Here is a 24,305-nt window from a genome sequence, read left to right as displayed (position 1 = left end):
GGCACGGGCCCGGCCGTCGCCCAGTTCTTAGGTATCGAGATATGGATGAACAACTGAAACAAAGCGCCCTGGCGTACCACGAGAATCCGCGTCCGGGCAAAATCTCGGTGACGCCGACCAAGCCGCTGTCGAACCAGATCGATCTGTCGCTGGCTTACTCCCCCGGCGTGGCCTACGCCTGTGAAGCGATTGCGGAAGACCCCCTCGCCGCCAATCGCTACACGTCGCGCAGCAACCTCGTGGGTGTGATTACCAACGGTACCGCTGTGCTGGGTCTGGGCAACATCGGCCCGCTCGCCGCCAAGCCAGTGATGGAAGGCAAGGGCTGCCTGTTCAAGAAGTTCGCGGGCATCGACGTGTTCGACATCGAACTTGCCGAGCACGACCCGGACAAGCTGGTCGAAGCCATCGCCATGCTGGAGCCGACGCTGGGCGGCATCAATCTCGAAGACATCAAGGCGCCCGAGTGCTTCTACATCGAGAAGAAGCTGCGTGAGCGCATGAAGATTCCGGTCTTCCACGACGATCAGCACGGCACCGCCATCATCGCTTCGGCCGCTATCCTCAACGGCCTGAAGGTCGTCGGCAAGGACATCGCGAAGGTCAAGCTGGTTTGCTCGGGCGCAGGCGCTGCCGCTATCGCCTGTCTGGATCTGTTGGTGAACCTCGGCCTCAAGAAAGAGAACATTCTCGTTCTCGACTCGAAGGGCGTGATTCACACCGGCCGCGACAAGCTCGACGAGAGCAAGGCGCGCTACGCTGTGGCGACCGAAGCCCGTACGCTGGCCGACGCCAGCAACGGCGCAGACGTGTTCCTCGGCTGCTCGACCGCCGGCGTGCTGAGCGCCGACATGGTCAAGACGATGGGCACGAAGCCGCTGATTCTCGCGCTCGCCAACCCGGAGCCGGAAATCCGCCCGGAAATCGCGAAGGCTGCGCGTCCGGACTGCATCATCGCCACCGGCCGTTCGGACTATCCGAACCAGGTCAACAACGTGCTGTGCTTCCCGTTCATCTTCCGTGGCGCGCTCGACGTGGGTGCCACCACCATTACGGAAGAGATGAAGCTCGCCACCGTGCGCGCCATCGCCGAACTGGCGCAGGAAGAAGAGCAAAGCGAAGAAGTCGCGCGTGCCTATGAAGGCCAGTCGCTCGAATTCGGTCCGGAATACATCATTCCGAAGCCGTTCGATCCGCGTCTGATCATCAAGATCGCCCCGGCCGTGGCACAAGCCGCGATGGATTCGGGTGTGGCCACGCGTCCGATCAAGGACATGGACGCCTACCGCGAACAACTCGGTACGACCGTGTATCGCACCGGCTTCATCATGCGTCCGGTGTTCGCCGCCGCGCGTGCCCGCTTCGGTAACGACGCCGCCCGTATCGTGTTCGCCGAGGGCGAAGACGAGCGCGTGCTGCGCGCTGCGCAATTCGTGCTGGCCGAGCGTATCGCCAAGCCGATCATCATCGGTCGTCCGGCCGTGGTGGAAATGCGTCTGCAGAAGATCGGCTCGAAGCTCAAGCCGGGTGTCGACTTCGAAATCGTGAATCCGGAAGACGACGCGCGCTATCAGCGCTGCTGGCAGGCGTATCACAACCTTGGCGCACGCCATGGTGTGACGCCGGAAGTCGCCAAGGCCGCCATGCGCAAGGACAACACCCTGATCGGTGCGATCCTCGTGCATCTGGGCGAAGCCGACGGCATGGTCTGCGGCATGATCGATACGTACCACCGCCATCTGGACGTGGTCGATCAGGTGCTGGGCCGTGCAGCAGGCGTTGAGAACTACGCGGCGATGAACCTGCTGATGCTGGAGAACCGCAACCTGTTCATCAGCGACACGTATGTGAACGAAGTGCCGACGTCGGAACAGCTCGCCGAAATGACGGTGCTGGCCTCGAAGGAAATCGAGCGTTTCGGCATCGCTCCGAAGGTGGCGCTGCTCTCGAACTCGAACTTCGGTAGCGTGAAGTCGGCATCCGCTCAACGCATGGCTCGCGCCGCCGAACTGCTGGCCGCACGTGCCCCGTCGCTGGAAGTGGACGGCGAAATGCACGGCGACGCTGCACTGTCGGAGACGATCCGCCGCGCGGCTTACCCGGCATCGCGTCTGTCGGGCGAAGCGAACCTGCTCGTCATGCCGAACGTGGAAGCGGCCAACATCACGTACAACCTGCTCAAGATGACGGGCGGCGAAGGCGTGACAGTGGGTCCGTTCCTGCTGGGCTGCGCCAAGCCGGTTCACATCCTGACCCCGGCCGCGACCGTGCGCCGCATCATCAACATGACGGCCGTCGCTGCGGCGAACGTCACGCGTTGATGCTGTGCTGACGGGGACATTCGCTGGCCAGTAGTCGTTGAATGGCCGGTGATTGTCACCGTCGAAAGCGCATAAAAAAATCCCGCCAGTCGCTTACGCGCTGGCGGGATTTTTTATGGGACAGCCGTTTCGTCAGTGTCAGCGAATCAAGCCGCTACGCGATGCGAATCGCCATCGCGGAACTGCGTGAGCAACTTCGTCCACTTGATACGCGTCGCGGCAAGGTTCTGTTCCTTCACGTGCCCATAGCCGCGAATTTCCTGCGGCAGCTCCGCGAGTTGCACGGCCAGCGAAACGTTGTGCTCGTTCAGGCGCGACAACAGCTCGTTCACCAGCGTCTCGTACTCGCCGATCAGCGCACGCTCGGTGCGACGCTCTTCCGTCCGGCCGAAGATGTCGAACGCACCGCCACGCAGGCCCTTGAACTTCGCCAGCACGCCAAACGCCTTCATCATCCACGGACCGTAAGCCTTCTTCACGAGATGGCCCTTGTCGTCGTGCTTGGCGAGCGACGGCGGTGCGAGATGGAAGCGCAGCGAGAAGTCGCCTTCGAACTGCTCGTTGAGCTTCTTCATGAACGCCGGATCGGTGTACAGACGCGCGACTTCGTACTCGTCCTTGTAGGCCATGAGCTTGTGCAGCGCACGGGCGACGGCTTCCGTCAGCGGCATCTGCGCATTCTCGTTCGGCAGCGCCGATTCGGCTGCACGCACACGGTCCACCGTCTGCTTGAAGCGCTCTGCGTATGCACGATCCTGATACGCGACGAGCTGGTCGTAGCGACGCTGAATCAGCAAGTCGAGCGCACGCGGCGAGTGCAGCGTGATCAGCTTGCCGCCCGTGGCCGATGACTCGGGCGCTTCACCCTGTTGCGCGAGCTTGCGCACGGTAGCGAGGTCGTGTGCAGCGCGACGTCCCCACTCGAATGCCTGCTTGTTCTTCTCGATCGCCACGCCGTTCAGTTCGATGGCGCGCGTGAGGGCTGCGTACGAGAGCGGCACCCAGCCCTTCTGCCACGCGTAGCCCAGCACGAACGGGTTCGTGTAGATCGTGTCGCCGAGCAGTCGCAGCGAGAGATGGTTCGCGTCGACGAAATCGACGTTGTCACCGGCCGCCGCACGAATGTCGTTCTCCGTGCTTGCGCCGGGGAAACGCCAGTTCGGGTTGCGGATGAACTCGGCCGTCGGCGTGTGAGCGCTGTTCACGACGATGTTCGTCACGCCGTGCTGGACACGCGAGAGCGTGTCGTCGCTGGCGGTCGTGATGGCGTCGCAGCCGATCACCACACGCGCGTCGCCCATGGCGATACGCGTGGCGTGAATGTCTTCCGGCTGTTGCGCGATCTGCACGTGGCTCGTCACCGCGCCGCCCTTCTGGGCGAGGCCGGTCACGTCGAGCGTCGTGACGCCCTTGTTCTCCAGGTGCGCCGCCATGCCGAGCAGACCGCCGATGGTCACCACGCCGGTGCCGCCCACGCCCGTCACGAGAATGCCGTATGGACGCGCAATCGTGGGCAGTGCAGGTTCCGGCAACGGCGGCAGACCGCTGCTATCCACCTGTGCCGTCTTGGGCTTACGCAACTGGCCGCCTTCCACCGTCACGAAGCTCGGGCAGAAGCCGTTCAGGCACGAGAAGTCCTTGTTGCACGTCGACTGATTGATTTGACGCTTCGTGCCGAATTCCGTCTCCAGCGGTTCCACCGACAGACAGTTCGACTTCACCGAGCAATCGCCGCAGCCTTCGCAGACCGACTCGTTGATGACCACACGCTTGGCCGGATCGGGATACGCACCGCGTTTGCGGCGGCGGCGCTTCTCGGTGGCACACGTCTGGTCGTAAATCAGGATCGACGTACCCTTCACCAGACGCAATTCGCGCTGCACGCGGTCGAGTTCGCTGCGGTGATAAATCGGAATGTCGCCGACGAGCTTCACACCGTCGTACTTCTCGGGCTCGTCCGTCACGATGACGATCTTCGCCGCGCCTTCTGCATCGACCTGCGCCACGATCTGCGGCACGGTGAGCGTGCCGTCGACCGGCTGGCCCCCGGTCATGGCGACCGCGTCGTTGTACAGAATCTTGTAGGTGATGTTGACCTTCGACGAGATCGCTGCGCGAATCGCAAGCAGACCCGAGTGGAAGTAGGTGCCGTCGCCGAGGTTCGCGAAGATGTGTTCGTCGCACGAGAACGGTGCCTGACCGATCCAGGGCACGCCTTCGCCGCCCATCTGCGAGAAGGTGTCCGTCTTGCGGTCCATCCACACGGTCATGTAGTGGCAACCGATACCTGCGATGGCGCGCGAGCCTTCAGGCACATTCGTCGACGTGTTGTGCGGGCAGCCGGAGCAGAACCACGGCTTGCGCTCCACGGCGATGCGCGGCTTGGACAGCGCCTGTTCCTTCGCTTCGATCACACGCAGACGCGTGGCGATGCGCTCGCGCACGTCGCTCGGCAACTCGAACTTTTCCAGTCGTGTGGCAATCGCCTTGGCGATGAGCGCCGGCGAGAGTTCGTAATGCGCGGGCAGCAGCCAGTTGGCCATCGGCACCGACCATTCGCCACCGGCACCGTCCTTCTCGTCGAACTTGCCGTACACGCGCGGACGCACGTCGTCGCGCCAGTTGTACAGCTCTTCCTTGATTTGGTATTCGAGAATCTGACGCTTTTCCTCAACCACCAGAATTTCCTGAAGCCCTTGTGCGAACGCGCGCGCACCTTGCGCTTCGAGCGGCCACACACAGCCCACTTTGTACAGACGGATACCGATGCGCTGGCACGTGGCGTCGTCCAGACCGAGATCGGCGAGTGCCTGACACACGTCGAGATACGCCTTGCCGCCGGTCATGATGCCGAAGCGCGCGTTGGGCGAGTCGACCGTCACGCGATCGAGCTTGTTGGCGCGAATGTAGGCGAGGGCGGCGTACCACTTGTAGTCGATCATCCGCGCTTCCTGCACCAGCGGCGGATCGGGCCAGCGAATGTTCAGGCCGTCGGGCGGCATGATGAAATCGTTCGGCAGACGAATGTCGACGTTGTGCGGATCGATCATCACCGAGGCCGACGATTCGACCACGTCCGTCACGCACTTCATCGCGACCCACAGGCCGGAGTAGCGGCTCATCGCCCAGCCGTGCAGACCGTAGTCGAGGTACTCCTGCACGTTCGACGGGAACAGCACCGGAATGCCGGCCGCCTTGAAGACGTGTTCCGACTGGTGCGCGAGCGTGGAGGATTTGGCGGCGTGGTCGTCGCCTGCAAGCACCAGCACACCGCCGTGCTTCGACGAGCCGGCCGAGTTGCCGTGCTTGAGCACGTCCATCGAGCGGTCGACGCCCGGGCCCTTGCCGTACCACATGGAGAACACGCCATCGAACTTGGCGGGATACAGATTGACCTGCTGCGAGCCCCACACGGCGGTCGCCGCGAGGTCTTCGTTCAGGCCCGGCTGGAAGACGATGTTATGACCGGCGAGGTGTTGCTTCGCTTTCCATAGCGAGAGGTCGAGACCGCCCAGTGGCGAGCCGCGATAGCCCGAAATGAAACCTGCGGTGTTGAGCCCGGCAGCGGCGTCGCGCGCCTGCTGCAACATCGGTAGTCGAACCAGGGCCTGGATGCCGCTCATATAAGCGCGACCGCGCTCGAGCGTGTATTTGTCGTCGAGCGTGACCGATTCTAGTGCGGCCAGCAAGCTCGGATTGACGGGGGCGTTCATGGGGTGTGCTCCTCACTCTCACTGATTTTGGGATCGCCAAAACTTCCTGCCCCTCCCGCTCTCGTGAAGCAGGACGGCAGCGTGAATGCCGGCCTTTTGATTTTGCGCTTCCGAGGGCTCACATTCGTGATGTCACTCGTCGGGCGGGGCCTTTTTTCGTGATGCTGATGCCAGTCGGACTCATGGTAGCACCGGTGTCATGCCATTGCCTGACGACGGATGACGTTGGCGGCGACGTTCCATGGGTTGCCGATCGACGGCAGTATAACGAGGATTATGACGTTTACGTAAACGTAAGACGGCTGGCGTAAACCCTGTCTGGTCTTCTGCGGGGACACCCCCCATATAAGCGACAGGTGCGGCATTGAGCCGCTTCCCTGCTTTAGGAATTCTCCCCAAAATGGCGGCATTGTGTCGCGATTATGTCGGCAACCGTACGCTTGTCGGTGCCTTCTGACACGGGGGTAACAACGTGTAACGGTGCGGGGCGAACGGGAACGGAGCGGGCAGAATGCTCACTAATGCGTTACCCGATGCGTGACAAAACCATTATCGTCACCTCGGGCACATTCATAGCGTGCTGCGAAAGCACGCAGCAACAACAAAGCGACACGTAAGAAGGAGTCACTGTGAATCAACGAAACATCGCCAAATTCCTGCTGGTTTCCGCTTCGTTCCTGACCCTGGAAGTGAGCGTCGCCCGCGCCGATGAACTGGCGCGCGACAAGACGGCCGAACCTACCCCCATCACGCAGCAGCGCACCACCCAAACGCCGCAGCGTTACGAAGGCCCGCTCGACCAGCGCACGATCGACCCGCGAGAATTCCAGCGCCGATAATCCCATCGGCCCGATCCACCCGAATCGACCGCCGAACGGCTACGTCGGCGATCCGTTCAAACCCCTCAGTCATTGACGGACACAGGGCGCAGCCGGCAGCGGCGAGCGCCTTTTTCTTGCCCGTTTTCTCGATTCTCATCCGCTGTAATCTTCCGTAACCGGCGATTTTTGATACCAACTTCCTGATAAGTGGGTTTATGCGCAATAATATTGCGCATAAATACCAAAAACAGGGAGGGGGTATGTCAAAGCTGGAACTGGACAAGATCGACCGGCGGATTCTCGCCTTGCTGCAAAGCAACGGGCGTCTTTCCAATCTCGAAATCGCCGAGCAGGTGCGGCTCTCGCCGAGCCCATGCCTGCGTCGCATTCGTCGCCTTGAAGAGGCGGGCGTGATTCGCGGCTACGTCGCTTTGCTGGAGCCTACACGGCTTGGGCTCGGACTGTTGGCCTATGTGAACGTGAGACTCGACAAGCGTCACCCCGGCGACGGGGAGGGCGGTTCGGTGATCGAACATTTCCGCAGCGTTGTCGATTCGTGGCCGGAAGTCGTCGGCTGCTACGCGATGGCGGGCGACATGGATTATCTCCTGCGCGTGCATGTGCGCGACATGGCGCATTTCTCGCGCTTCATGCAGACGCAACTGCTCGTGCATCCGAGCGTGGTGGACGTCAAAACCAGCTTCGTGCTCGATCAGTTGAAGGAGACGACGGCGCTGCCGCTGCCCTGAGCGGTTCGCGTATTGCGCTGACGAAAACAAAAAACCCGGCCGAGGCCGGGTTTTTTATGGGCGACGCCGAAGCGTCATGCTGGCGTTCAGGCTGCGCGTTGGTTCGGCAGCAGTGCGCCGACCAGACGGCGCGCGTTGCGCAGTTGACGCTTGAGCGCGTAATCGAATGCGGCGATCTGATCCTGCATCATTTCCGAGAGCATCGACTGCGTGTCGGCCGGCGGCAGGCTCAGGTAGCCGTCTGCCTCGCCGTACGCGAAGTTGATCTCCATACCAGCCTTCTTCGCAATGCGCATCATGCGGGCGTTGCGCGAGAGGCAGTGCATGTACAGCGTGTCGACGCGCTTGTTGCGGCAATGGATCGCAGCGCGCTCGAACAGACGCGAGCCGATGCCCAGACCACGGGCCGATTCGAGCACCGAGACGCCGAACTCTGCGACACGGCCGTTCTTGCCTTCCGGCAATTGGGCGACGTGAGCCACGGCGACGAGCGCGAGATTGTCGTCATAGACGCCAAAGACGCTGTCACGGGAGAAATCGAGGCTGGCGACGTAGCGCGTGATGATGTCGTCGGAGACGGCCTGACCGAAGCGCAGCAGGCGGTCTTCTTCGCCGAGCGCCAGGAAGTGGCGCTGGAGTCGATGGATGTCGCCGGACGTCAGCTCACGAATCAGCACGCTCGACCGCTCGTTGGCGGCAACCGTCGCGCGTGCGACGTCGGGCGTGTGGTTCGGGGCAGTCATGGGGTAATCCTTGGGTAATCTTTAGTGCGTCCACCTGATTGTGCGACGCAAAAGAATTATACCCGAAGGGCTAGGTAAAAACCCTAGGAAATTAAGTCCCGACCGTGGAGGGAAGTGTCTAAGTCCCTGAAGAATGGCGTCTTTTCTGGGTTTCTCGTCAGATGGCTCTTCTATAAGAGTTGCTGCGCGGCAACAAAAAAGGGCGACTATTCGCCCTTGTTTTGTAAGTGATCGCTAACTTTCATTATGACTTCACAGGCATCGCCGGTGCCGGAATCGCCGCTTCGATCCCGTCAGGCAACGGGGCTGCGAGGCCGTGTTCGAGCACTGCGATGACTTCGTTGGCGAAGTCGCGATAACGCATGCGCCCGCCCGGTTTGAGCCACGTGAAGGTCCAGTTGATCATGCCGAACAGCATCATCGTCAGCGCCGTCTGGTTGTGCTTGGCGACCCGGTCGGGGAAGGCGCGTGTGAGTTGGCGCGCAAAGGCAGCGACCACGTCGCGCTGACGGTTGAGCACGATCTCGCGTTGCTCGTCGTTCAGGAACTTCACATCGTTGAGCAGCGCGATGTGACGCGTCTGCGACGTCTCGTACTCGTCGAGGAACGCGCGGATCAGTTCGTGGAACGTGTCGCGCTCCGACAGGCCGCGACGCTGACCGAGTGCCTCGACCTCCGTGACGATCAGCATCAGGCGCTTGGTGTAGCGCTCAAGCAGATCGAAGAGGATGGCGTCCTTGCTGGCGTAGTAGTGATACAGCCGGGCCTTGGACGTGCCGCAGGCGGCGGCCAGTTCGGACATCGACGTGCTCGGATAGCTCGCGCGCGCAAAGGCGTCGGCGGCGACGTCGAGAATCTGTTCGCGCTGCGATTCGTGATCGGGCGCTTTGGTACGTGCCATAAACGGGGGTTACTCCAGTCGTAAATCGCACGCGGCGGCGGCCGTGGTGTCGCCGCGTAACGCGAGTCGGCCTGCCGCACCGAGTTCGCGGCAGCGCCACAAAAGAAAACTGTCGGTGGCGAAAAAACCTTCGACGCGCGGCATCATTTCGCCGAGAAATGCCGCCATCGGTGTCCAGGCCACCGGGGCGCGGGTCAGAATCTGATCGTCGATCTCGGCGAACGTCGCGCCTTCGAACGTGTTGTGCACCCAGCGACGGACCTGCGTATTCACTTGCTTGAGCGCCCGCCATTCCAGCGACAGACGGCCAATGCGCAGGAGCGAAATCGGGGCAATGCGCACGAAGCGCTCGGCCAGCACCTCCGGGGCATACATGCCGACGCTGGTGCGGCGGTTCGCGTCGCTCCCGTTCACCGCACCCGTCAGGTCGCTGCCTCGCAGCAGGATCTCGTTCAGGCGGGCCGGCGTGCCGCGCAGCATGAAGGCCACGCGGCGCAACGTCAACTGGTCGGACGCGCTGTCGCCATGCCAGCACACCACCGCGTTGTCGCCTTCGACGAGGCGTTGCAGCGACGCCAGTTCCTCGCGCAGCTCACCGGCATAGTCGCGGCCGGCCGACGGGACGACGCGCTGCCAGAAGGCGGCACGCTGGCGTTCGTTTTCGTCGATCTCACGCAACGGGCCGATGGCCAGATCGTCGCGCAGAACCAGGACAGGGTCGGCGCGTTGCGCTTGCGCCATCGCCGCACGCAATTGCTGCGCGGCGATATCGCCACAGACGACATGGATGGTATTCATGCCCGGTAGTTTACGGTATTCCCGCTACCTCGGGTTGACGCTCCCGTAATGCCCGGAATAATCGACGCATTGGCGGGATTTCACGCGCGTTTCGCTCGCGTTGCCGTCGTGTTCGCACGCGGCGGCAAACAGGCGTTCGATCTGGCGAAACCGCGATCCCGGTGACATTTGGGACATCGCGGCCTTGCGTCGGTCGACGCCTGCTTCGATCAACGCTCGTCGTAGCTGACCACCACGCGCTCCGTGAGCGGACGCGCCTGACACGTCAGCACGAAGCCCTGCTCGACTTCGTAGTCTTCGAGCGTGTAGTTCTTTTCCATGGCGACTTCGCCTTCGAGCACCTTGGCGCGGCACGTGCAGCACACGCCGCCCTTGCAGGCGTACGGCAGCGACAGGCCAGCGGCGAGACCGGTGTCCAGAATGCTCTGACCTTCATACGGCTGACGCAGACGACGCTCCTTGCCGTCCATGACGACGACCAGTTCGGCCATCGGCGTGTCGTCGGTGATGACGACCGGCTTCACACCGGCTTGCGGCGACGGCACACCGAAGCGCTCGACGTGGATCTTTTCCTTGGCGACACCGGCGGCGGCAAGCGCCGCTTCGGCGGCGTCCATCATCGGGCCGGGGCCGCAGATGAAAGCTTCGTCGATGCTCGCGGCCGGAATCAGCGTCTCCAGGAACGCGCTGCATTTGTCCTGATTGAGCAGACCGTTGAACAGCTCGACTTCCTGCGCTTCGTCCGACAGCACGTGATACAGACGCAGACGACCCAGATACGTGTTCTTCAGGTCTTCGAGCGCTTCCGCGAACATGATCGCGGGTACCGAACGGTTGCCGTAGACGAGCGTGAACTGGCTGTCCGGCTCCGTGGCGAGCGTGGTCTTGATGAGCGCGAGCATCGGCGTGATGCCCGAACCACCGGCGAAGCCGACGTAGTGCTTGGCGTTCGTTTCCGACAGACGCGTGAAGAAACGGCCGTCCGGCGTCATCACGTCGAGTTGCTGTCCCGGCTTGAGCTGATCGTTCGCGAAGTTCGAGAACTTGCCGCCTGGCACGCGCTTGATGCCCACGCGCAGTTCGCCGGTGGCTTCGTATTCGGGCACGCCCACGCAGATCGAGTAGGAGCGACGGGCTTCTTCACCGTCGATCTCAGTCTTGAGCGTGAGGAACTGGCCTTGCGTGAAGCGATAGGCGTCGCGCAGCGTGTCCGGCACCGTGAAGGCGATGGAGATGGCGTCGGCGGTCTCGGGCCGGATTTCGCGAATCGTCAGCGAATGGAATTGCGGGGTCGTCATCGTTAGCTTCCCAAATGCGTCAACGCGGGGTCAAACGCGAGGTTAATCTGGCCAATCAATATGGCTTGAAGTAGTCGAACGGCTCTTGGCACGTGCGGCAACGGTAATGTGCTTTGCAGGCGGTCGAGCCGAAGGCGGAGACGACTTCGGTATGCGTCGAGCCGCAGTGCGGGCACGGCACGCCGTCTTTCGGACGGCCGTAGAACGTGATCTTGCGCGGCGCGTCGGCCGACACGGCGTGCGCGCCCGTGGGCGGCGCAATGCCGTAGCCGCGCAGCTTTTCGCGCGCTTCCGGGCTGATCCAGTCCGTTGTCCACGCGGGCGCGAGCACGGTCTTGACGTGCCACGGGCCGAGGCCCGCACGCGTCATGGCCGCGGCGATGTCCTCGGCGATCTGCTGCATCGCCGGGCAGCCCGAGTACGTAGGCGTAATCACGATCTCGAACGCCGCGCGGCCTTCGTCGTTCGTCACGACGCGCACATCGCGCAGAATGCCGAGCTCCCGAATCGACACGACCGGAATCTCCGGATCGGGCACGGCTTCGAGCGTTTGCCAGGCGAGCGGCAGCGACGCCTCCGAGGCCGGCGTGAGTACGTCGGGCGCAACGGGAGGGGTGAGCGGCAGATTCGTCATCGCGTCGGCAAACAGGTTCGTCGTAGGCATGATGTGCGCGCGTGGCTTACCAGGTGGCGCCGGGGTGCTGACGGGCCAGACCCTGCATCTCGCCGAGCAGATAGCTCATGTGCTCGGAGTGATGCCCGAACTTGCCCGTGCTCTCGAACGCACCGCCGACCGGCGCGGTGAGCGTGGCTTGCGCGAGGGCGTCGTTCACGATGGCTTGCCATGCGTCCTTCAGGTCGGCCATCGTCACGCCGGTACCGGCGGCGGCGACCGTGTCTTCGAGCGTGTCGCGCTTGAAGATCTCGTTCATGTACGGCACGAGATAGTCGAGCGCGGCCTGCGCGCGGCGATGCGATTCTTCCGTGCCGTCGCCAAAGCGCACGAGCCAGTCGCGCGCGTGGTGCAGGTGGTAGTGCGCTTCTTTGACCGACTTGGCGGCGATGGCGGCGAGCGTTTCGTCGGTCGACTGCGCGAGTGCTTGCCACACTTCGACCATCAGGGCCGAGTAGAGGAAGTTGCGCACGATGGTGACAGCGTAATCGCGCTCGGCGGCTGTGGTGCCGGCGGTCGGGCCGTAGTGGGGCAGCTCGACAAGTGTCCAGTTACGGAAGGCGAATTCGTCGCGCCAGAAGGCGTAGTCGTCCTCCTGCTTGGCCAGGCCGGTGAGTTCGGTTTCGAGCTGGGCGGCGTGCTGATACAGCATGCGTGCCTGGCCGATGAGATCGAGGCTCAGGTTGGTGAGCGCGATGTCTTCTTCCAGCACGGGGCCGTGACCACACCATTCCGCGTTGCGCTGACCGAGGATCAGCGCGTTGTCGGCGAGGCGCAGCAGATAGGACAGGTGTTCCTGCGTCGGTTTCATGTTCTGGGGTCTCGCTTGGGGCGCGCCATTGACGTGAGCTTCGTCACGTCGGCGCGCGGCCGCTTACATGTGGTTCACTTCTTCCGGCAGCTGGTAGAAGGTCGGGTGACGGTAGATCTTGTCGGCGGCCGGATCGAACAGCTCGGCCTTGTCTTCCGGTGCCGAGGCCGTGATGGCGACCGACGGCACGACCCAGATGCTCACGCCTTCCTGACGGCGTGTGTAGACGTCGCGCGCCATGCGCAGCGCCATCTCGGCGTCGGCGGCGTGCAGGCTGCCGCTGTGCTTGTGTTCGAGGCCCATCTTGCTGCGCACGAACACTTCCCAGAGGGGCCATTCCTTGTTGCTTGCTTGCGTCATGATCGTTCCTGATGTCTTGTGAGGGCGGCGCGCTCTTGCAACCGCTTATGCAGCCTGCTTATGCCGCTTGCTTCTCGGCGCGCTGGCGCTGTTTCGCGGCGTGGGCGAGGGCGGCATCGCGCACCCAGGCACCTTTCTCGTGGGCGGCCACGCGGGTGCCGACACGTTCCTTGTTGCACGGGCCGTCACCGCCGACCACGCGCCAGAATTCGCTCCAGTCGATCTCGCCGTAGTCGTGCGCCTTGCGGGCTTCGTTCCACTTCAGATCCGGGTCGGGGAAGGTCACGCCGAGCACCTTGGCCTGTTCGATGGCGGCATCGACGAACTTCTGGCGCAGGTCGTCGTTCGAGATGCGCTTGATGCCCCACTTCATGGTCTGGGTGCTGTGGATGGATTCCTTGTCGCTCGGGCCGAACATCATCAGCACCGGCCACCACCAGCGGTTCACCGCTTCCTGCACCATGTCGCGCTGGGATTGCGTGCCGCTCATCATCGCGAGCAGGGCGTCGAAGCCCTGACGCTGGTGGAACGACTCTTCCTTACAGACGCGGATCATGGCGCGCGCGTACGGGCCGTACGAGCAGCGGCACAGGGGCACCTGGTTCATGATGGCGGCGCCGTCGACCAGCCAGCCGATCACACCGACGTCGGCCCACGTGAGGGTCGGGTAATTGAAGATGCTGGAGTACTTGGCCTTGCCCGAGTGCAGGGCGTCGATCATCTGGTCACGCGAGGTGCCGAGCGTTTCGGCGGCGGAATAGAGATAGAGACCGTGACCGGCTTCGTCCTGCACTTTGGCGAGCAGGATGGCTTTGCGTTTGAGGCTGGGCGCGCGCGAAATCCAGTTGCCTTCCGGCAGCATGCCGACGACTTCCGAGTGCGCGTGCTGCGAGATCTGGCGAACGAGCGTCTTGCGATACTCGGCCGGCATGTAGTCCTGCGGCTCGATCTTCTGGTCGGCGGCAACGCGTGCGTCGAAGCGAGCTTGCTGCGCCTGCTCGGCCTCGCTCAGGGCTTGCACGCCCTTGGGGCTGTTGCCGGCCAGATCGATGGCTTGCGTATACATAGAGGAAGGCCTCCGCGGCATGTGGGGATATGGAACGCATTATAAACCGACCGGCCGGTCGGTCAATAAATGTTTTCCATTAGGCCGGGGAGGTGATTGGGGCGATTCGCGATGCGGTTGGCGACGTCAGGGGAGGCCGCCGCCTGATAGGGAAATGCGCCTACCCGCGTTCGCCCACGTTGAATGGCTCGCAGTCATTGCCGATGGTCGTCACGAGTAAAAGCGGGACGTGGCCGCCGGAGGGCACGAAGACAGTCTCTGGCGTCTCGTCCGGAGGACCACCCTCGGCGCGCCGATCGCGCGCCAGCCTATCCATGATGGCAAGCACGCTGCGAGAAAATTCAAAAGGCGGGCTGCCACCATCACCAAGCCCTTCACGCCAGGCCTCCTGGTCGTTGGCGATACTGTGCTCGAGCACGTTTTCCCATGCCATGAACCCAATGTTGCGACCGCGTGGGGCGCTGGTGACATTCTGGTTTGTCGCGGTGTATCGATAGTTGCCGTTCGCCCGGCCCGATTCGAGCAGCATCTGGTTGACGAAATAGGACCAGTGATCGGTGGCAGTCATGGCACCGGGTACGAAAGGGCGCCCGATCTTGCCGCTCAGAAAATCCGTAAGTGCCGTGCCAAAGTCGGTGGGGCAACTGACACCTGCGCGAGGGTGCGTTCCGTGGGCCGGGCTTGCGCCGACCGCCCACGTGCAGTCCTGTGGGTAGCCCTTCGACTTCAACCGAGACCTTGCGACACCGGCCTGAAGCGGTGCCATCCACTGAGGCACGGCGGCGGCTATCGTGTATGCCTGTTCAGGGAAGATCGTCATATAGGCCGAGCCGGCTTGGGGCGGCGAGGCCGGGGTGACACCGCTCAGATGGAAATCCCAGGCGGTGGCACCGATCGGCGCTTGAGGGATCCGGGTGACGCCTTCGAACAACGGCCAGTCGCGGTACAACCGAAATTGGATCGGCTGCGTTTTCGAGGCAAGCGAGCCGGTCTTCGGCGTGAGTGTGCGTTTCGCCTGAAGCAGCAATGCCCGGCCAAACGTGGCCTGCCGCAGATGGGGAGAAAAGTGCCGATGCACGAACATCAGATCGCCCATTTCGACCGATTGTCCGCCCGTCGCGAGCTTCACTTTCGGTGTCTGGTGGGTAAAGATGCCGCGGACCTGCGTCAGGGTGCCCGGTGTTGCGTAACTCCTGATGGTGGCTCGTAGCCCGCGGAATGTCTCGCCCAACAGCAGCGAACTCACGTAAGCGGGTTCATCCGGACCGTTTTTGGGCTTCCCTGTATGTCGGCGCCACGCGTTTGCGTGCGTGAGATTCGTGTAATCGCGCAGGTCGTCGGGCAGTGGCATTGCGGTGCGGTCCGTTGGCGTTGTTGAACTGACAGGACGGTCGATCGCGCATAGCGACCGGGACCCATGATCTTATGGGCGATTGCGTCGCAATTCAAAACTTCCCCCTGCCTCGCCATACCCGCGCGCTCGAGCCATCTTGCACCATCTCACCCCTGCGGTTGCCCGAAGTTCTCGCGATACTGCTGAGGCGATACGCCGAAACGTCGCTGAAACACCTTGCGCATGTTGTGCGGATCGCCGAAGCCGCACTCCCATGCCACCGTCTTGAGCGGCGCGTTGCCGTTCTCCAGCATTACGCGCGCGGCGTCGACACGGGCGGCGCTCACGAAGTCGGCGGGCGTCACGCCTGCGTCACGGGCAAACACGCGGGAGAAGTTGCGCACGCTCATCTTTGCTACCGCCGCCAGATCGCCGACCGACAACGGTTCGGCCAGATGCTCCAGCACGTAATGCTGAACCTGTGCGACGGGGGAGTTCGGCTCGGCGTAGGGCGTCAGGTACGGACTGAACTGCGACTGCCCGCCTGCGCGCTGCGTGAAGACCACCAGCCGCTTCGCCACGTTCAGCGCCACCTCCTGCCCGTGATCCTGCGCCAGCAGATGCAACGACAGATCGATCCCGGCCGTCACGCCTGCCGACGTGTACAAGCTTCCGTCCTGAATGAACAGCCGGTCGACTTCGATGTTCGCGCCGGGCGCACGCTCGGCCAGCACGTCGACATCGTTCCAGTGCGTGGTCACGCGCTTACCGTCGAGCAAACCCGCCGCCGCCAGAATCAGCGCGCCGTTGCATATCGAGCCGTAGCGTCGTGCGCGCGGGACCATGTCGTTCAGCCAGCGATAGACGTTCGGCCCAAGATCGTCCGTCAGTAGCGACGGACCCCCCGCCACCAGCAGCAGATCGACGTGACCGCCCACGTCCTGATAGTGCCGACGCGGCAGCAACGCCATCCCGTTCGAGCACGCAATGGCCCCGTGCTGCGTGCCGATGACCTCCGTCTGGTACTGATCGCCGGGTAGCAGGAAGCGATTGGCTTCGGCGAAGACATCCAGTGGCCCGCTCACATCGAGCGATTGCACACCGGGGAAGACCAGCAGGGCGACGTTACGGATCATGGCGATTCTGCGCAAGGCGACTCAGGTTTGGGGGCAACGGGACCGGAAAGCACTGGCGTTGATGCGACCCATTTTGGCAGAAAGCGACCCATCGGCAAGCTATCGGCCGGACGCTGGCGCGAAGATGCCGCTGGTTGGCCCGATCGACCCGCTCGCGTTGGCCGGCGTGGTGCGGTGGCGCTTCGACAATCCTCTCAGCGACGGAAAACCCCGTCGCATGCCCCCAGAACAACCGCATCCACCGAGAGGTATTCGATGTCGAATCAAGTGACTTCCGCCGCCCCTGCCATCCCCGCCGTCCGTTATCCCGACGAAGCCTCGCTCGCCGAGCGCGTCGGCCCGGCGTTCTCCGTCGACGGCATGCTCGCCGCGCGCAACAAGACCCGCGCCGCAATTCGCGATATCGCAGCGAACGTGCGCCCCGGCATGGTCGAGGAAGACGCCGTCACGATGGCCAAGGGCGTGCTGACGTCTGCCGGTCTCGAACTGAGCTGGCACCCGACGCGCGTTCGCTTCGGCAAAAACACGCTCAAGCCGATGCGCCAGCCGTCCGAGCCGGGCATTGTGCTCGGCGAGAACGACATCTTCTTCATCGACATCGCGCCGCGCTTCGAAGCTTGGGAAGGTGACGGCGGTGCGAGCTTCGTCGTCGGCCAGCATGACGAATTCGAACGCTGCGCCCGCGACGCCGAGACGCTGTTTCACGACGTCCGCCAGAAGTGGCAGCGCGAAGGTTCGACCGGACAGGCGCTCTATGCCTACGCCGACGAAGTCGCCCGTCGCATGGGCTGGACGCTGAACTTCGATCTGCCCGGCCACCGTGTCTCGGACTTCCCTCACGCCGCGATCCACACCGGCTCGCTGGCCGACTTCGAGACGACGCCGTCCGCCATGCGCTGGATTCTGGAAATTCACCTGCGCGATCCGCAGCAACGCTTCGGTGCGTTCTTCGAAGACATGCTGCTTGAGGACGCCTATTACTAAGCGTGTTGCAGAGATTGCGTGGGTCATGGACGGAAGGGCCGGACAACGTCGCAGGTCATCGTCGTCCACGAGCCCTCCGTCTCTCGTCGGCAGGTCGTCGCCCGCGCACACCCGGTCGCGCGATCGTGGTGTCGCATAGGCGCCACGCACCGCGGCGACAGCAAAAAGGCACTCCGTTGTCTGCGGGAGTTGTTTGCTATACTGCGAACGATTCTCATTTGCAAAACGGTGCCTGAGCCTTACGGCCACACCTGGCCCGGGGACAGGAGGGGCGTATGCCCGCCGACGACACGCTGCAGCGCGACACTTCGCTGAACACGCTGCAGGGACTCTACAACGATCATCACGGCTGGCTTCATGGCTGGCTGCATCGCAAGACCGGCTGCTCGCATCGCGCGGCCGACCTCGCGCATGACACTTTCGTCCGTCTGCTGGAGCGCGATCCGCCACGCCTGCTGGCTTCGCCGCGCGCTTTCCTGACGACCGTCGCGCAGCGCGTCCTCTATAACTACTGGCGACGCGAGCAGATCGAACGCGCTTATCTCGACGCCCTGGCCCAACAGCCTGAAGCCCTTGCCCCGTCTCCCGAAGAGCGCGCCATCGTGCTGGAGACGCTGCTCGAAATCGACCGCTGTCTCGACGGTCTGCCACCCCTCGTCAAACGGGCATTCCTGCTGGCGCAACTGGACGGCCTCACGCATCCCGAAATCGCGGCCGAACTCGGCATTTCCCTGGCGACGGTGAAACGTCACCTCGTGCGTGCGGGCACGCAGTGTTTCTTTGCGATGGGGACGGCATGACGCGGGCAACGACGTTCGATGCGGCCATCGCCGAAAAGGCCGTCGAGTGGTGGGTGACGCTACAAAGCGGCGACGCCACCGAGACGCTGCGCGCGGCATGCGCACGCTGGCGGGCGGCGAATCCGGAGCACGAGCGCGCGTGGCTGCACATCGAAGGCGCCGACCGGCGTATGCGTCATGTGTCGGGCACGTTGGGGGCGGCCGTGGCGCAGGCGGCGCTGCGCGCGCCTCGTTCGCGCGGACGCCGCATGGCCGTGAAGGCCATCGTCGGCGCGCTCTTCGTCGGCACCGGCGCGTGGGTCGCCAGCGATCCGATGGCGGTGCAATGGCTGCGCGCCGACGCGCGCACCGGGGCGGGCGAGCGACGCACGTTGCGTCTGGCCGATGGCACCACGCTCGTCCTCAATACCCGCAGTGCCGTGCACTTGTCGATGGACCGCGACGTGCGACGCATCGGGCTCGTCGAAGGCGAAATCATGGTGACGACCGGCAAGGACGTGGCGCACGTGCCGCCACGGCCGTTGATCGTCGCCACAGCGCACGGCACGCTCCAGCCGCTGGGCACGCGTTTCGTCGTGCGTCAGACCGATGGTCAGAGCGAAAGAAGCCGCGACGCCTCCGTCCAAGTGTTCGAAGGCGCGGTACGCGTGACACCGCGAGGCGCACCCGAAACTGACACGTCGAGCGTTCGTATCGTCCACGCAGGCGAGCAGGCGACGATCAGCGCACGCGGCGTCGGGGCGGTCCTCCCGCTGGTGAACGGCGATGGCGCGTGGGCCGACGGCATGCTCGTCGCCGTCGACATGCGTCTCGACACCTTCCTCGCCGAGCTGTCGCGCTATCGGCGCGGCTATCTGCGGTGCGATCCGGCGGTGGCATCGCTGCGCGTCTCCGGTACGTATCCGCTGGCCGACATCGACGCCATTCTCGGCGTGCTGCCACACGCGTTACCCGTATCGGTGTCGTCCGTCACGCGGTATTGGGTGATGGTCGGGCCGCGCGGGTGAGACGCCGGGGGATGTCCCGGTGACACGCGACACCCCCTTCGATTGCCTGTCGACGGACGTCCCAACATTTTTTCCAAATTTCTTTACGGTCAGTGAGCTGATTTGCCGGTCTCGCGTGACAAGGGAAGTGAAACCTTCTCTCTATTGCTTCAACGAGACCTCACATCATGGCCGTCGCTTCACCTGATTTCGCTGAACTATCGCGCGTCCCGTCGTGCACCGCCACCGGATTGCATCGACGCCGCGTCTGCGCTGGCGTCGCGCTGACGTTTGCGTCGTTCGCTTCCACGTTTGGCGCGGGCGTTGCCCAGGCGCAGACGTTCGAACCGACACCCGCGACGGCCAAGGTCGCCGCCGCCGCGCGGGCCTACGACATTCCGGCAGGCTCGCTCGACGCCGTACTGACCCGTTTCGGACGCGAAGCGGGCATCTTGCTGACGTACACACCTGCGCTGACGGCCGGGCGTCAGAGCCCCGGCGTGCAAGGCCGCTTCGATGTGCCGGGCGCGTTCGGTCAGATGCTCGCGGGCACCGGACTGACGGCGTCGCCACAGGGCACCGGTTACACGCTCGTCCCTCAGGCGGCCCCGGCGGCCGCGACGCTGGCCGCTGGCGGCGGATCGGGAGACGTCGCACTGCCGACGACGCACGTGCAAGGGCAGGCGTGGTCCGATGCCTACCGCCTGCCGGTGGACGCGAACGTTACGCGCTCGGACACCCCGATCCTCGACATCCCCCAGGCCATCAACGTGGTGCCGCGTCAGGTGCTCGCCGACCAGCGCGCCCGTACGCTCGACGACGCGCTGATCAATGTCAGCGGCATCGTGCAGGGCAATACGCTGGCGAGTACGCAGGACACGCTGCTCAAGCGCGGCTTCGGTGGCAATCGCGACGGCTCGATCATGCACAACGGCATGCCGCTCGTGCAGGGGCGCGGGCTGAACGCGAACGCGGATTCGGTCGAAGTGCTCAAGGGGCCGACGTCGCTGCTCTACGGGATCATGGACCCCGGTGGCGTGATCAATGTGGTGAGCAAGCGTCCTCTGCTTAAGCCGTACACCGCAGTGAGCGTGGCGGGCACGACGTATGGGCACGGTAAGAACGGTGTCGAAGAGACGCTCGATACGACCGGGCCGATCGGCGATTCCGGGCTGGCCTATCGGCTGGTCGTCGATCAGAACAATCAGCAGTACTGGCGCGTCTTCGGTTCGCAGCGCGAGACGCTCGTCGCGCCGACGCTCGCCTATTACGGACGCGATACGCAGGTCGTCGCCTCCTACGAGTACCGCAACTTTCTGACGCCGTTCGACCGTGGCACGGCGCTGGACCCGAAGACGAACCGGCCGCTGGCGATTTCGGCACGGGAGCGTCTGGACGACGTCCACAACGAAATGGCCGGGCAGTCGCATCTGGCGCAGATCACCGTCGACCATCAGTTCAATCCGGACTGGAAGGCGCACTTCGGCTACAGCTACAACACCGAGACGTACGATGCGGGGCAGTTGCGCATTACGGGCGTAAATTCGACGACCGGGATCGTCTCGCGCAGTAACGACGGTACGCTCGGCTCGGACAGCACCGACAGCTTCGGTACGGCATATCTCGACGGCAAGGTGATGCTCGCCGGCATGCGACACGACCTGCAATTCGGCGGCGACTGGGAGTATCGGCGCATCTATCGGCGCGATCTGCTGCGTCAGGCCGCGAAGTGCACGTTCTCCTATCTGAATCCGGTTTACGGCTGCGAGGTGATCCCTTCCACCGTGTCCGCCGCCGATAGCGATCAGACCGATACGCTGCACGATGCGTCGCTGTTCTTCCAGGACGCCATCCATCTGACGGATCGCTGGATTGTCGTTGGCGGCGTGCGCTTGCTGACGTACAGCCAGATCGCGGGCAAGGGGCGACCGTTCAAGGAGAACACGAACATCAGCGACTCGAAGTGGCTGCCGCGCGCGGGTGTCGTCTATAAGGCACGGGATTATCTATCGTTCTATGGCAGCTATTCCGAGTCGCTCAAGCCGACGTCCACCATTGCGCCGTTGTCGACGGGCGTTGTCATCGACTCGAACGTCGCGCCCGAACACGCGAAGTCCTATGAGGTCGGGGCGAAGCTCGACATGCCGAACGGGCTGAGCGGCAACCTCGCGGTGTTCAACATCGACAAGCGCAATGTACTGGTGTCGCAGGCGGTGCCCGGGAGCAGTACGCTGGACTGGCGGACGTCCGGAGCGGCACGCTCGCGGGGCGTCGAGCTGGATGTGTCGGGGCGCATCGGGCAGCGCTGGAACGTGATTGCGAGTTATGCGTTCATCGACGCGAAGATCACCGACGATCCGATGTACACCGGCAACACGCTGGTCAATGCGGCTCGACATACGGCGTCGCTGGCGGGGGTGTACGACTGGGGCCCGGTGCTGGGCGATGGGAGTGGCAATCTGCGCCTCGGGGCAGTGGGACGGTACATCGGGTCGCGTCCGGGCGATTCGGCGAACAGCTTTACGCTGCCGGCGTACTTCGTCGCCGATGTGTTCGCGACGTACGACACGAAGATCGGGCGACATCCCGTCCACTATCAGCTCAACGTGAAGAACGTGTTCAACAAGACGTATTACCCCTCGAGCGTGAGTCAGACGGTCGTGGCCATCGGTGACGCGCGCTCCGCGACGTTGTCGGCGACGTTCGAGTTCTGATGAATCAGAGCAAGTCGTCGCTGGGAAGCAGCGTGAATGCGCCCGCGACGGCGTTGCGGCCGAAGCTCGCGTACGGCTCGACATCGAAGATGCGCGGTTGACCGTTCTCCTCGCCGACCCAGCGAAGCGCGGGCATCGTCGGTGGCGTCGGTGTGGGCGGCGCTGTGCCCGGCGGCGCGAGTTCGACGCGGAAGCTGCTGCGCGGCGACGTCGCACGGTCAAAGATGCGCGCCATGCGCTCGGCGAACTCGGGGCTGTGGATGACGATCGCCAGTTCGGTATTCAGACGTACCGAGCGAGGGTCGAGGTTGAAGGAGCCGAGGACGACGTCGCGCCGGTCGATCACGTACGCCTTGCCGTGCAGACTCGCCTTCGACGACCCGCCGAAGGTGACGCGGCGCGTGGGGCGCTCGCCGTCGCCGGAACGGATCGGCTTGAATTCGTACAGCTCGATGCCCGCTTGCAGCAGCGCCGGACGGTAGCGCGCGTATCCCGCGTGGACGGGGACCACGTCCGTCGCCGCCAGCGAGTTCGTCAGCACGCGGACTTTGACGCCGCGCTGCGTCAGCGTCGACAGGAACCGGACGCCACCATTCAGTGGCACGAAGTAGGGCGAGATGATCAGCACCTCGCTTTGTGCCTTCGCGGCCAGTTGACGGAGTTTGTCGCCCGGGGCGCTCTGGGTTTCGGTGGCGGGGGCGTCGAGTTTGTCCGGCGTGTCGGCGGCGAGTTCGGCGGGGGCCCAGAAGAGGGGAACGGAGCCGTCGCGTAGTCCGGCGGCGAGAGGCGGCTGGTTCAGGGCTTCGTGCCCGGCGGGGACATTGTCGGCGTCGTGCCAGTGTTGGGCGAGAGCGTCGCGTGTGGCGTCCAGCGTCTCTTGGTCGATCTTCGACTGGACCTGTTTGAGCGGGTAGGACTGCGGGCTTGTCCAGAAGTGGTCGAAGCTGCGGGAGATGGCTTCGACTACCGTTCCGGCGCACAACAGGTCGAAGTCGCGGAAGGAGAGGTCGGGATTGGCGTCGAAATATTCGTCTCCCAGATTGCGGCCGCCGACGATCGCCAGTTGGTTGTCCGCGATCAGCGCCTTGTTATGCATGCGGCGGTTGAGCTGGTCGAACTGAGTGAGGAGGTTGCCCGCCCGTTCGAGTAGCGTGGTGTCGCGAGTGCCGAACGGATTGAAGACCCGAATCTCGATGTTGCGGTGCTGGTCCAGCGCGGCGAAGGCCGGATCGGTGTGGCGACGGTTGATATCGTCGACCAGCATGCGCACCCGCACGCCCCGGTCGGCGGCGTAGAGCAGCGACTGGAGCAGTAGACGGCCGGTGATGTCCTCGCCCGCGCTGTAGTACTGCACATCGAGGCTATGCTGGGCGGACTGAACGAGCGCGAGACGCGTGGTGAAGGCGGCAGACCCCGTCGCGAGCAACTGGAAGCCGGATTGGCCCGGATGCGTGTGAACTGCCGGAGCGAGGGCGGTGGCCAATGCGCCCGGTGTAGCGGCCGGCGTGTGGGACGTCCACTGTGACGGTTCCGGCGGCGGACGAACCGACGTACATGCTGCGGCCAGGATCGCGAGTGGAATGAGCGTCGCGATGCGCCAACGGCGAAACGGCTGGACGAGGCAGGACAGAAGGGCGCGCGCTGGGAGCATCTCAAACGCTCTTATATAGAGATAGGGGGAGAGACATCGACGCGGGCTTCGCCTTTCCATATAGGGAAGCTTTCAGGAAGCATATGCGATTTCATTCGTTGCGTCGTCCGGGGTGGCCCGGATACAGTGGACCCGTCTCCTCCATGTGTCCTGTCCCATGGATCTTGGCCCGCTCACGACGCGGGCCTTTTTTTGCCCTTTTCAAATTATTTTCACAAAGTGCTTGCCAGGGTTCCGGGTTTTCACTAATATTCCGTCTCTCGCAACGACAGCGACGCAGCGAAAGCAGCGAAGCGGTTGAAGCGACGGGCTGGAAAGCCCGGTGGTTAGTGGTTTTGGAGCTTGTGAGTCGCTACGGCGACGAACGAAAAAAGCGAAAAAAACTGTTGACGACGACGAGAAGCTGCGACATAATCTCACTTCTCTGCTGCTGATGCAGCGACGCAG

Annotated in this window: 19 protein-coding genes; 7 read left to right on the top strand and 12 right to left on the bottom strand. The window is 63.6% G+C overall.

Annotated elements, in window-relative coordinates:
• Nucleotides 1–41: 41 nt before the first annotated feature.
• The gene (locus PAQ31011_RS22625; protein WP_150577950.1) at nt 42–2,321 is read left to right on the top strand and encodes an NADP-dependent malic enzyme; all 2,280 of its coding nucleotides are present in this window, start codon (nt 42–44) and stop codon (nt 2,319–2,321) included.
• A 146-nt stretch (nt 2,322–2,467) separates the two neighbouring features.
• On the opposite strand, the gene PAQ31011_RS22620 is transcribed toward PAQ31011_RS22625, so the two are convergent.
• On the bottom strand, nt 2,468–6,034 hold the full coding sequence (locus PAQ31011_RS22620; protein WP_150577949.1) for an indolepyruvate ferredoxin oxidoreductase family protein: 3,567 nt from the start codon (nt 6,032–6,034) through the stop codon (nt 2,468–2,470).
• A gap of 629 nt (nt 6,035–6,663) precedes the next feature.
• On the opposite strand from PAQ31011_RS22620, the gene PAQ31011_RS22615 reads away from it, so the two are divergent.
• Nucleotides 6,664–6,873 (top strand): hypothetical protein, encoded by a 210-nt coding sequence (locus PAQ31011_RS22615; protein ID WP_039393813.1) that lies wholly within the window; start codon nt 6,664–6,666, stop codon nt 6,871–6,873.
• A 242-nt stretch (nt 6,874–7,115) separates the two neighbouring features.
• Nucleotides 7,116–7,604 carry an Lrp/AsnC family transcriptional regulator gene (locus PAQ31011_RS22610; protein WP_150577948.1) on the top strand — a complete coding sequence of 163 codons (489 nt, stop codon included), beginning with the start codon at nt 7,116–7,118 and terminating at the stop codon, nt 7,602–7,604.
• Between the two features lie 86 nt (nt 7,605–7,690).
• Here the strand turns inward: PAQ31011_RS22610 and PAQ31011_RS22605 are convergent, their stop codons facing one another.
• The 10 genes from PAQ31011_RS22605 to PAQ31011_RS22560 all read right to left on the bottom strand — a co-directional run bounded on the left by PAQ31011_RS22605 (nt 7,691) and on the right by PAQ31011_RS22560 (nt 16,723).
• Nucleotides 7,691–8,347 (bottom strand): GNAT family N-acetyltransferase, encoded by a 657-nt coding sequence (locus PAQ31011_RS22605; RefSeq protein ID WP_039393809.1) that lies wholly within the window; start codon nt 8,345–8,347, stop codon nt 7,691–7,693.
• A gap of 244 nt (nt 8,348–8,591) precedes the next feature.
• Nucleotides 8,592–9,248, bottom strand: coding sequence for a TetR/AcrR family transcriptional regulator (locus PAQ31011_RS22600; protein WP_150577947.1), 657 nt, complete (start codon nt 9,246–9,248; stop codon nt 8,592–8,594).
• Nucleotides 9,249–9,257: 9 nt separating this feature from the next.
• The gene (locus PAQ31011_RS22595) at nt 9,258–10,046 is read right to left on the bottom strand and encodes a DUF1835 domain-containing protein (RefSeq protein ID WP_150577946.1); all 789 of its coding nucleotides are present in this window, start codon (nt 10,044–10,046) and stop codon (nt 9,258–9,260) included.
• Nucleotides 10,047–10,255: 209 nt separating this feature from the next.
• Nucleotides 10,256–11,344, bottom strand: coding sequence for a 1,2-phenylacetyl-CoA epoxidase subunit PaaE (paaE, locus tag PAQ31011_RS22590; RefSeq protein ID WP_150577945.1), 1,089 nt, complete (start codon nt 11,342–11,344; stop codon nt 10,256–10,258).
• 55 nt (nt 11,345–11,399) lie between these two features.
• On the bottom strand, nt 11,400–12,008 hold the full coding sequence (gene paaD, locus PAQ31011_RS22585) for a 1,2-phenylacetyl-CoA epoxidase subunit PaaD (protein ID WP_150577944.1): 609 nt from the start codon (nt 12,006–12,008) through the stop codon (nt 11,400–11,402).
• 16 nt (nt 12,009–12,024) lie between these two features.
• Nucleotides 12,025–12,828 carry a 1,2-phenylacetyl-CoA epoxidase subunit PaaC gene (gene paaC, locus PAQ31011_RS22580; protein ID WP_150577943.1) on the bottom strand — a complete coding sequence of 268 codons (804 nt, stop codon included), beginning with the start codon at nt 12,826–12,828 and terminating at the stop codon, nt 12,025–12,027.
• A 63-nt stretch (nt 12,829–12,891) separates the two neighbouring features.
• Nucleotides 12,892–13,188 carry a 1,2-phenylacetyl-CoA epoxidase subunit PaaB gene (gene paaB, locus PAQ31011_RS22575; protein WP_039393802.1) on the bottom strand — a complete coding sequence of 99 codons (297 nt, stop codon included), beginning with the start codon at nt 13,186–13,188 and terminating at the stop codon, nt 12,892–12,894.
• A 58-nt stretch (nt 13,189–13,246) separates the two neighbouring features.
• Entirely contained in the window at nt 13,247–14,254 is a 1,008-nt protein-coding gene (gene paaA, locus PAQ31011_RS22570; RefSeq protein WP_039393800.1) for a 1,2-phenylacetyl-CoA epoxidase subunit PaaA, read from the bottom strand.
• A 160-nt stretch (nt 14,255–14,414) separates the two neighbouring features.
• The gene (locus PAQ31011_RS22565; RefSeq protein WP_150577942.1) at nt 14,415–15,605 is read right to left on the bottom strand and encodes a hypothetical protein; all 1,191 of its coding nucleotides are present in this window, start codon (nt 15,603–15,605) and stop codon (nt 14,415–14,417) included.
• Nucleotides 15,606–15,754: 149 nt separating this feature from the next.
• On the bottom strand, nt 15,755–16,723 hold the full coding sequence (locus PAQ31011_RS22560) for a GlxA family transcriptional regulator (protein ID WP_150577941.1): 969 nt from the start codon (nt 16,721–16,723) through the stop codon (nt 15,755–15,757).
• 360 nt (nt 16,724–17,083) lie between these two features.
• On the opposite strand from PAQ31011_RS22560, the gene PAQ31011_RS22555 reads away from it, so the two are divergent.
• The 4 genes from PAQ31011_RS22555 (at nt 17,084) to PAQ31011_RS22540 (ending at nt 22,207) form a co-directional block, all read left to right on the top strand.
• Nucleotides 17,084–17,707, top strand: coding sequence for a M24 family metallopeptidase (locus PAQ31011_RS22555; RefSeq protein ID WP_246179750.1), 624 nt, complete (start codon nt 17,084–17,086; stop codon nt 17,705–17,707).
• 275 nt (nt 17,708–17,982) lie between these two features.
• Complete coding sequence (locus PAQ31011_RS22550) at nt 17,983–18,507, top strand: sigma-70 family RNA polymerase sigma factor (protein ID WP_150577939.1); 525 nt, start codon at nt 17,983–17,985, stop codon at nt 18,505–18,507.
• On the top strand, nt 18,504–19,514 hold the full coding sequence (locus tag PAQ31011_RS22545; RefSeq protein WP_150577938.1) for a FecR domain-containing protein: 1,011 nt from the start codon (nt 18,504–18,506) through the stop codon (nt 19,512–19,514). The genes PAQ31011_RS22550 and PAQ31011_RS22545 overlap by 4 nt, the downstream gene beginning before the upstream one ends.
• Nucleotides 19,515–19,681: 167 nt before the next feature.
• Nucleotides 19,682–22,207: a TonB-dependent siderophore receptor gene (locus PAQ31011_RS22540; protein ID WP_150577937.1), complete on the top strand. Its 2,526-nt coding sequence runs from the start codon at nt 19,682–19,684 to the stop codon at nt 22,205–22,207.
• A 4-nt stretch (nt 22,208–22,211) separates the two neighbouring features.
• On the opposite strand, the gene PAQ31011_RS22535 is transcribed toward PAQ31011_RS22540, so the two are convergent.
• The gene (locus PAQ31011_RS22535) at nt 22,212–23,858 is read right to left on the bottom strand and encodes a phospholipase D family protein (RefSeq protein ID WP_150577936.1); all 1,647 of its coding nucleotides are present in this window, start codon (nt 23,856–23,858) and stop codon (nt 22,212–22,214) included.
• Nucleotides 23,859–24,305 lie beyond the last annotated feature (447 nt).

Origin of the sequence: Pandoraea aquatica (assembly GCF_902459565.1) — a bacterium.
Classification (GTDB): domain Bacteria; phylum Pseudomonadota; class Gammaproteobacteria; order Burkholderiales; family Burkholderiaceae; genus Pandoraea; species Pandoraea aquatica.
The sequence above is the reverse complement of the archived record's forward strand: the minus strand, read 5'-3'. Positions and strand labels throughout refer to the sequence as shown.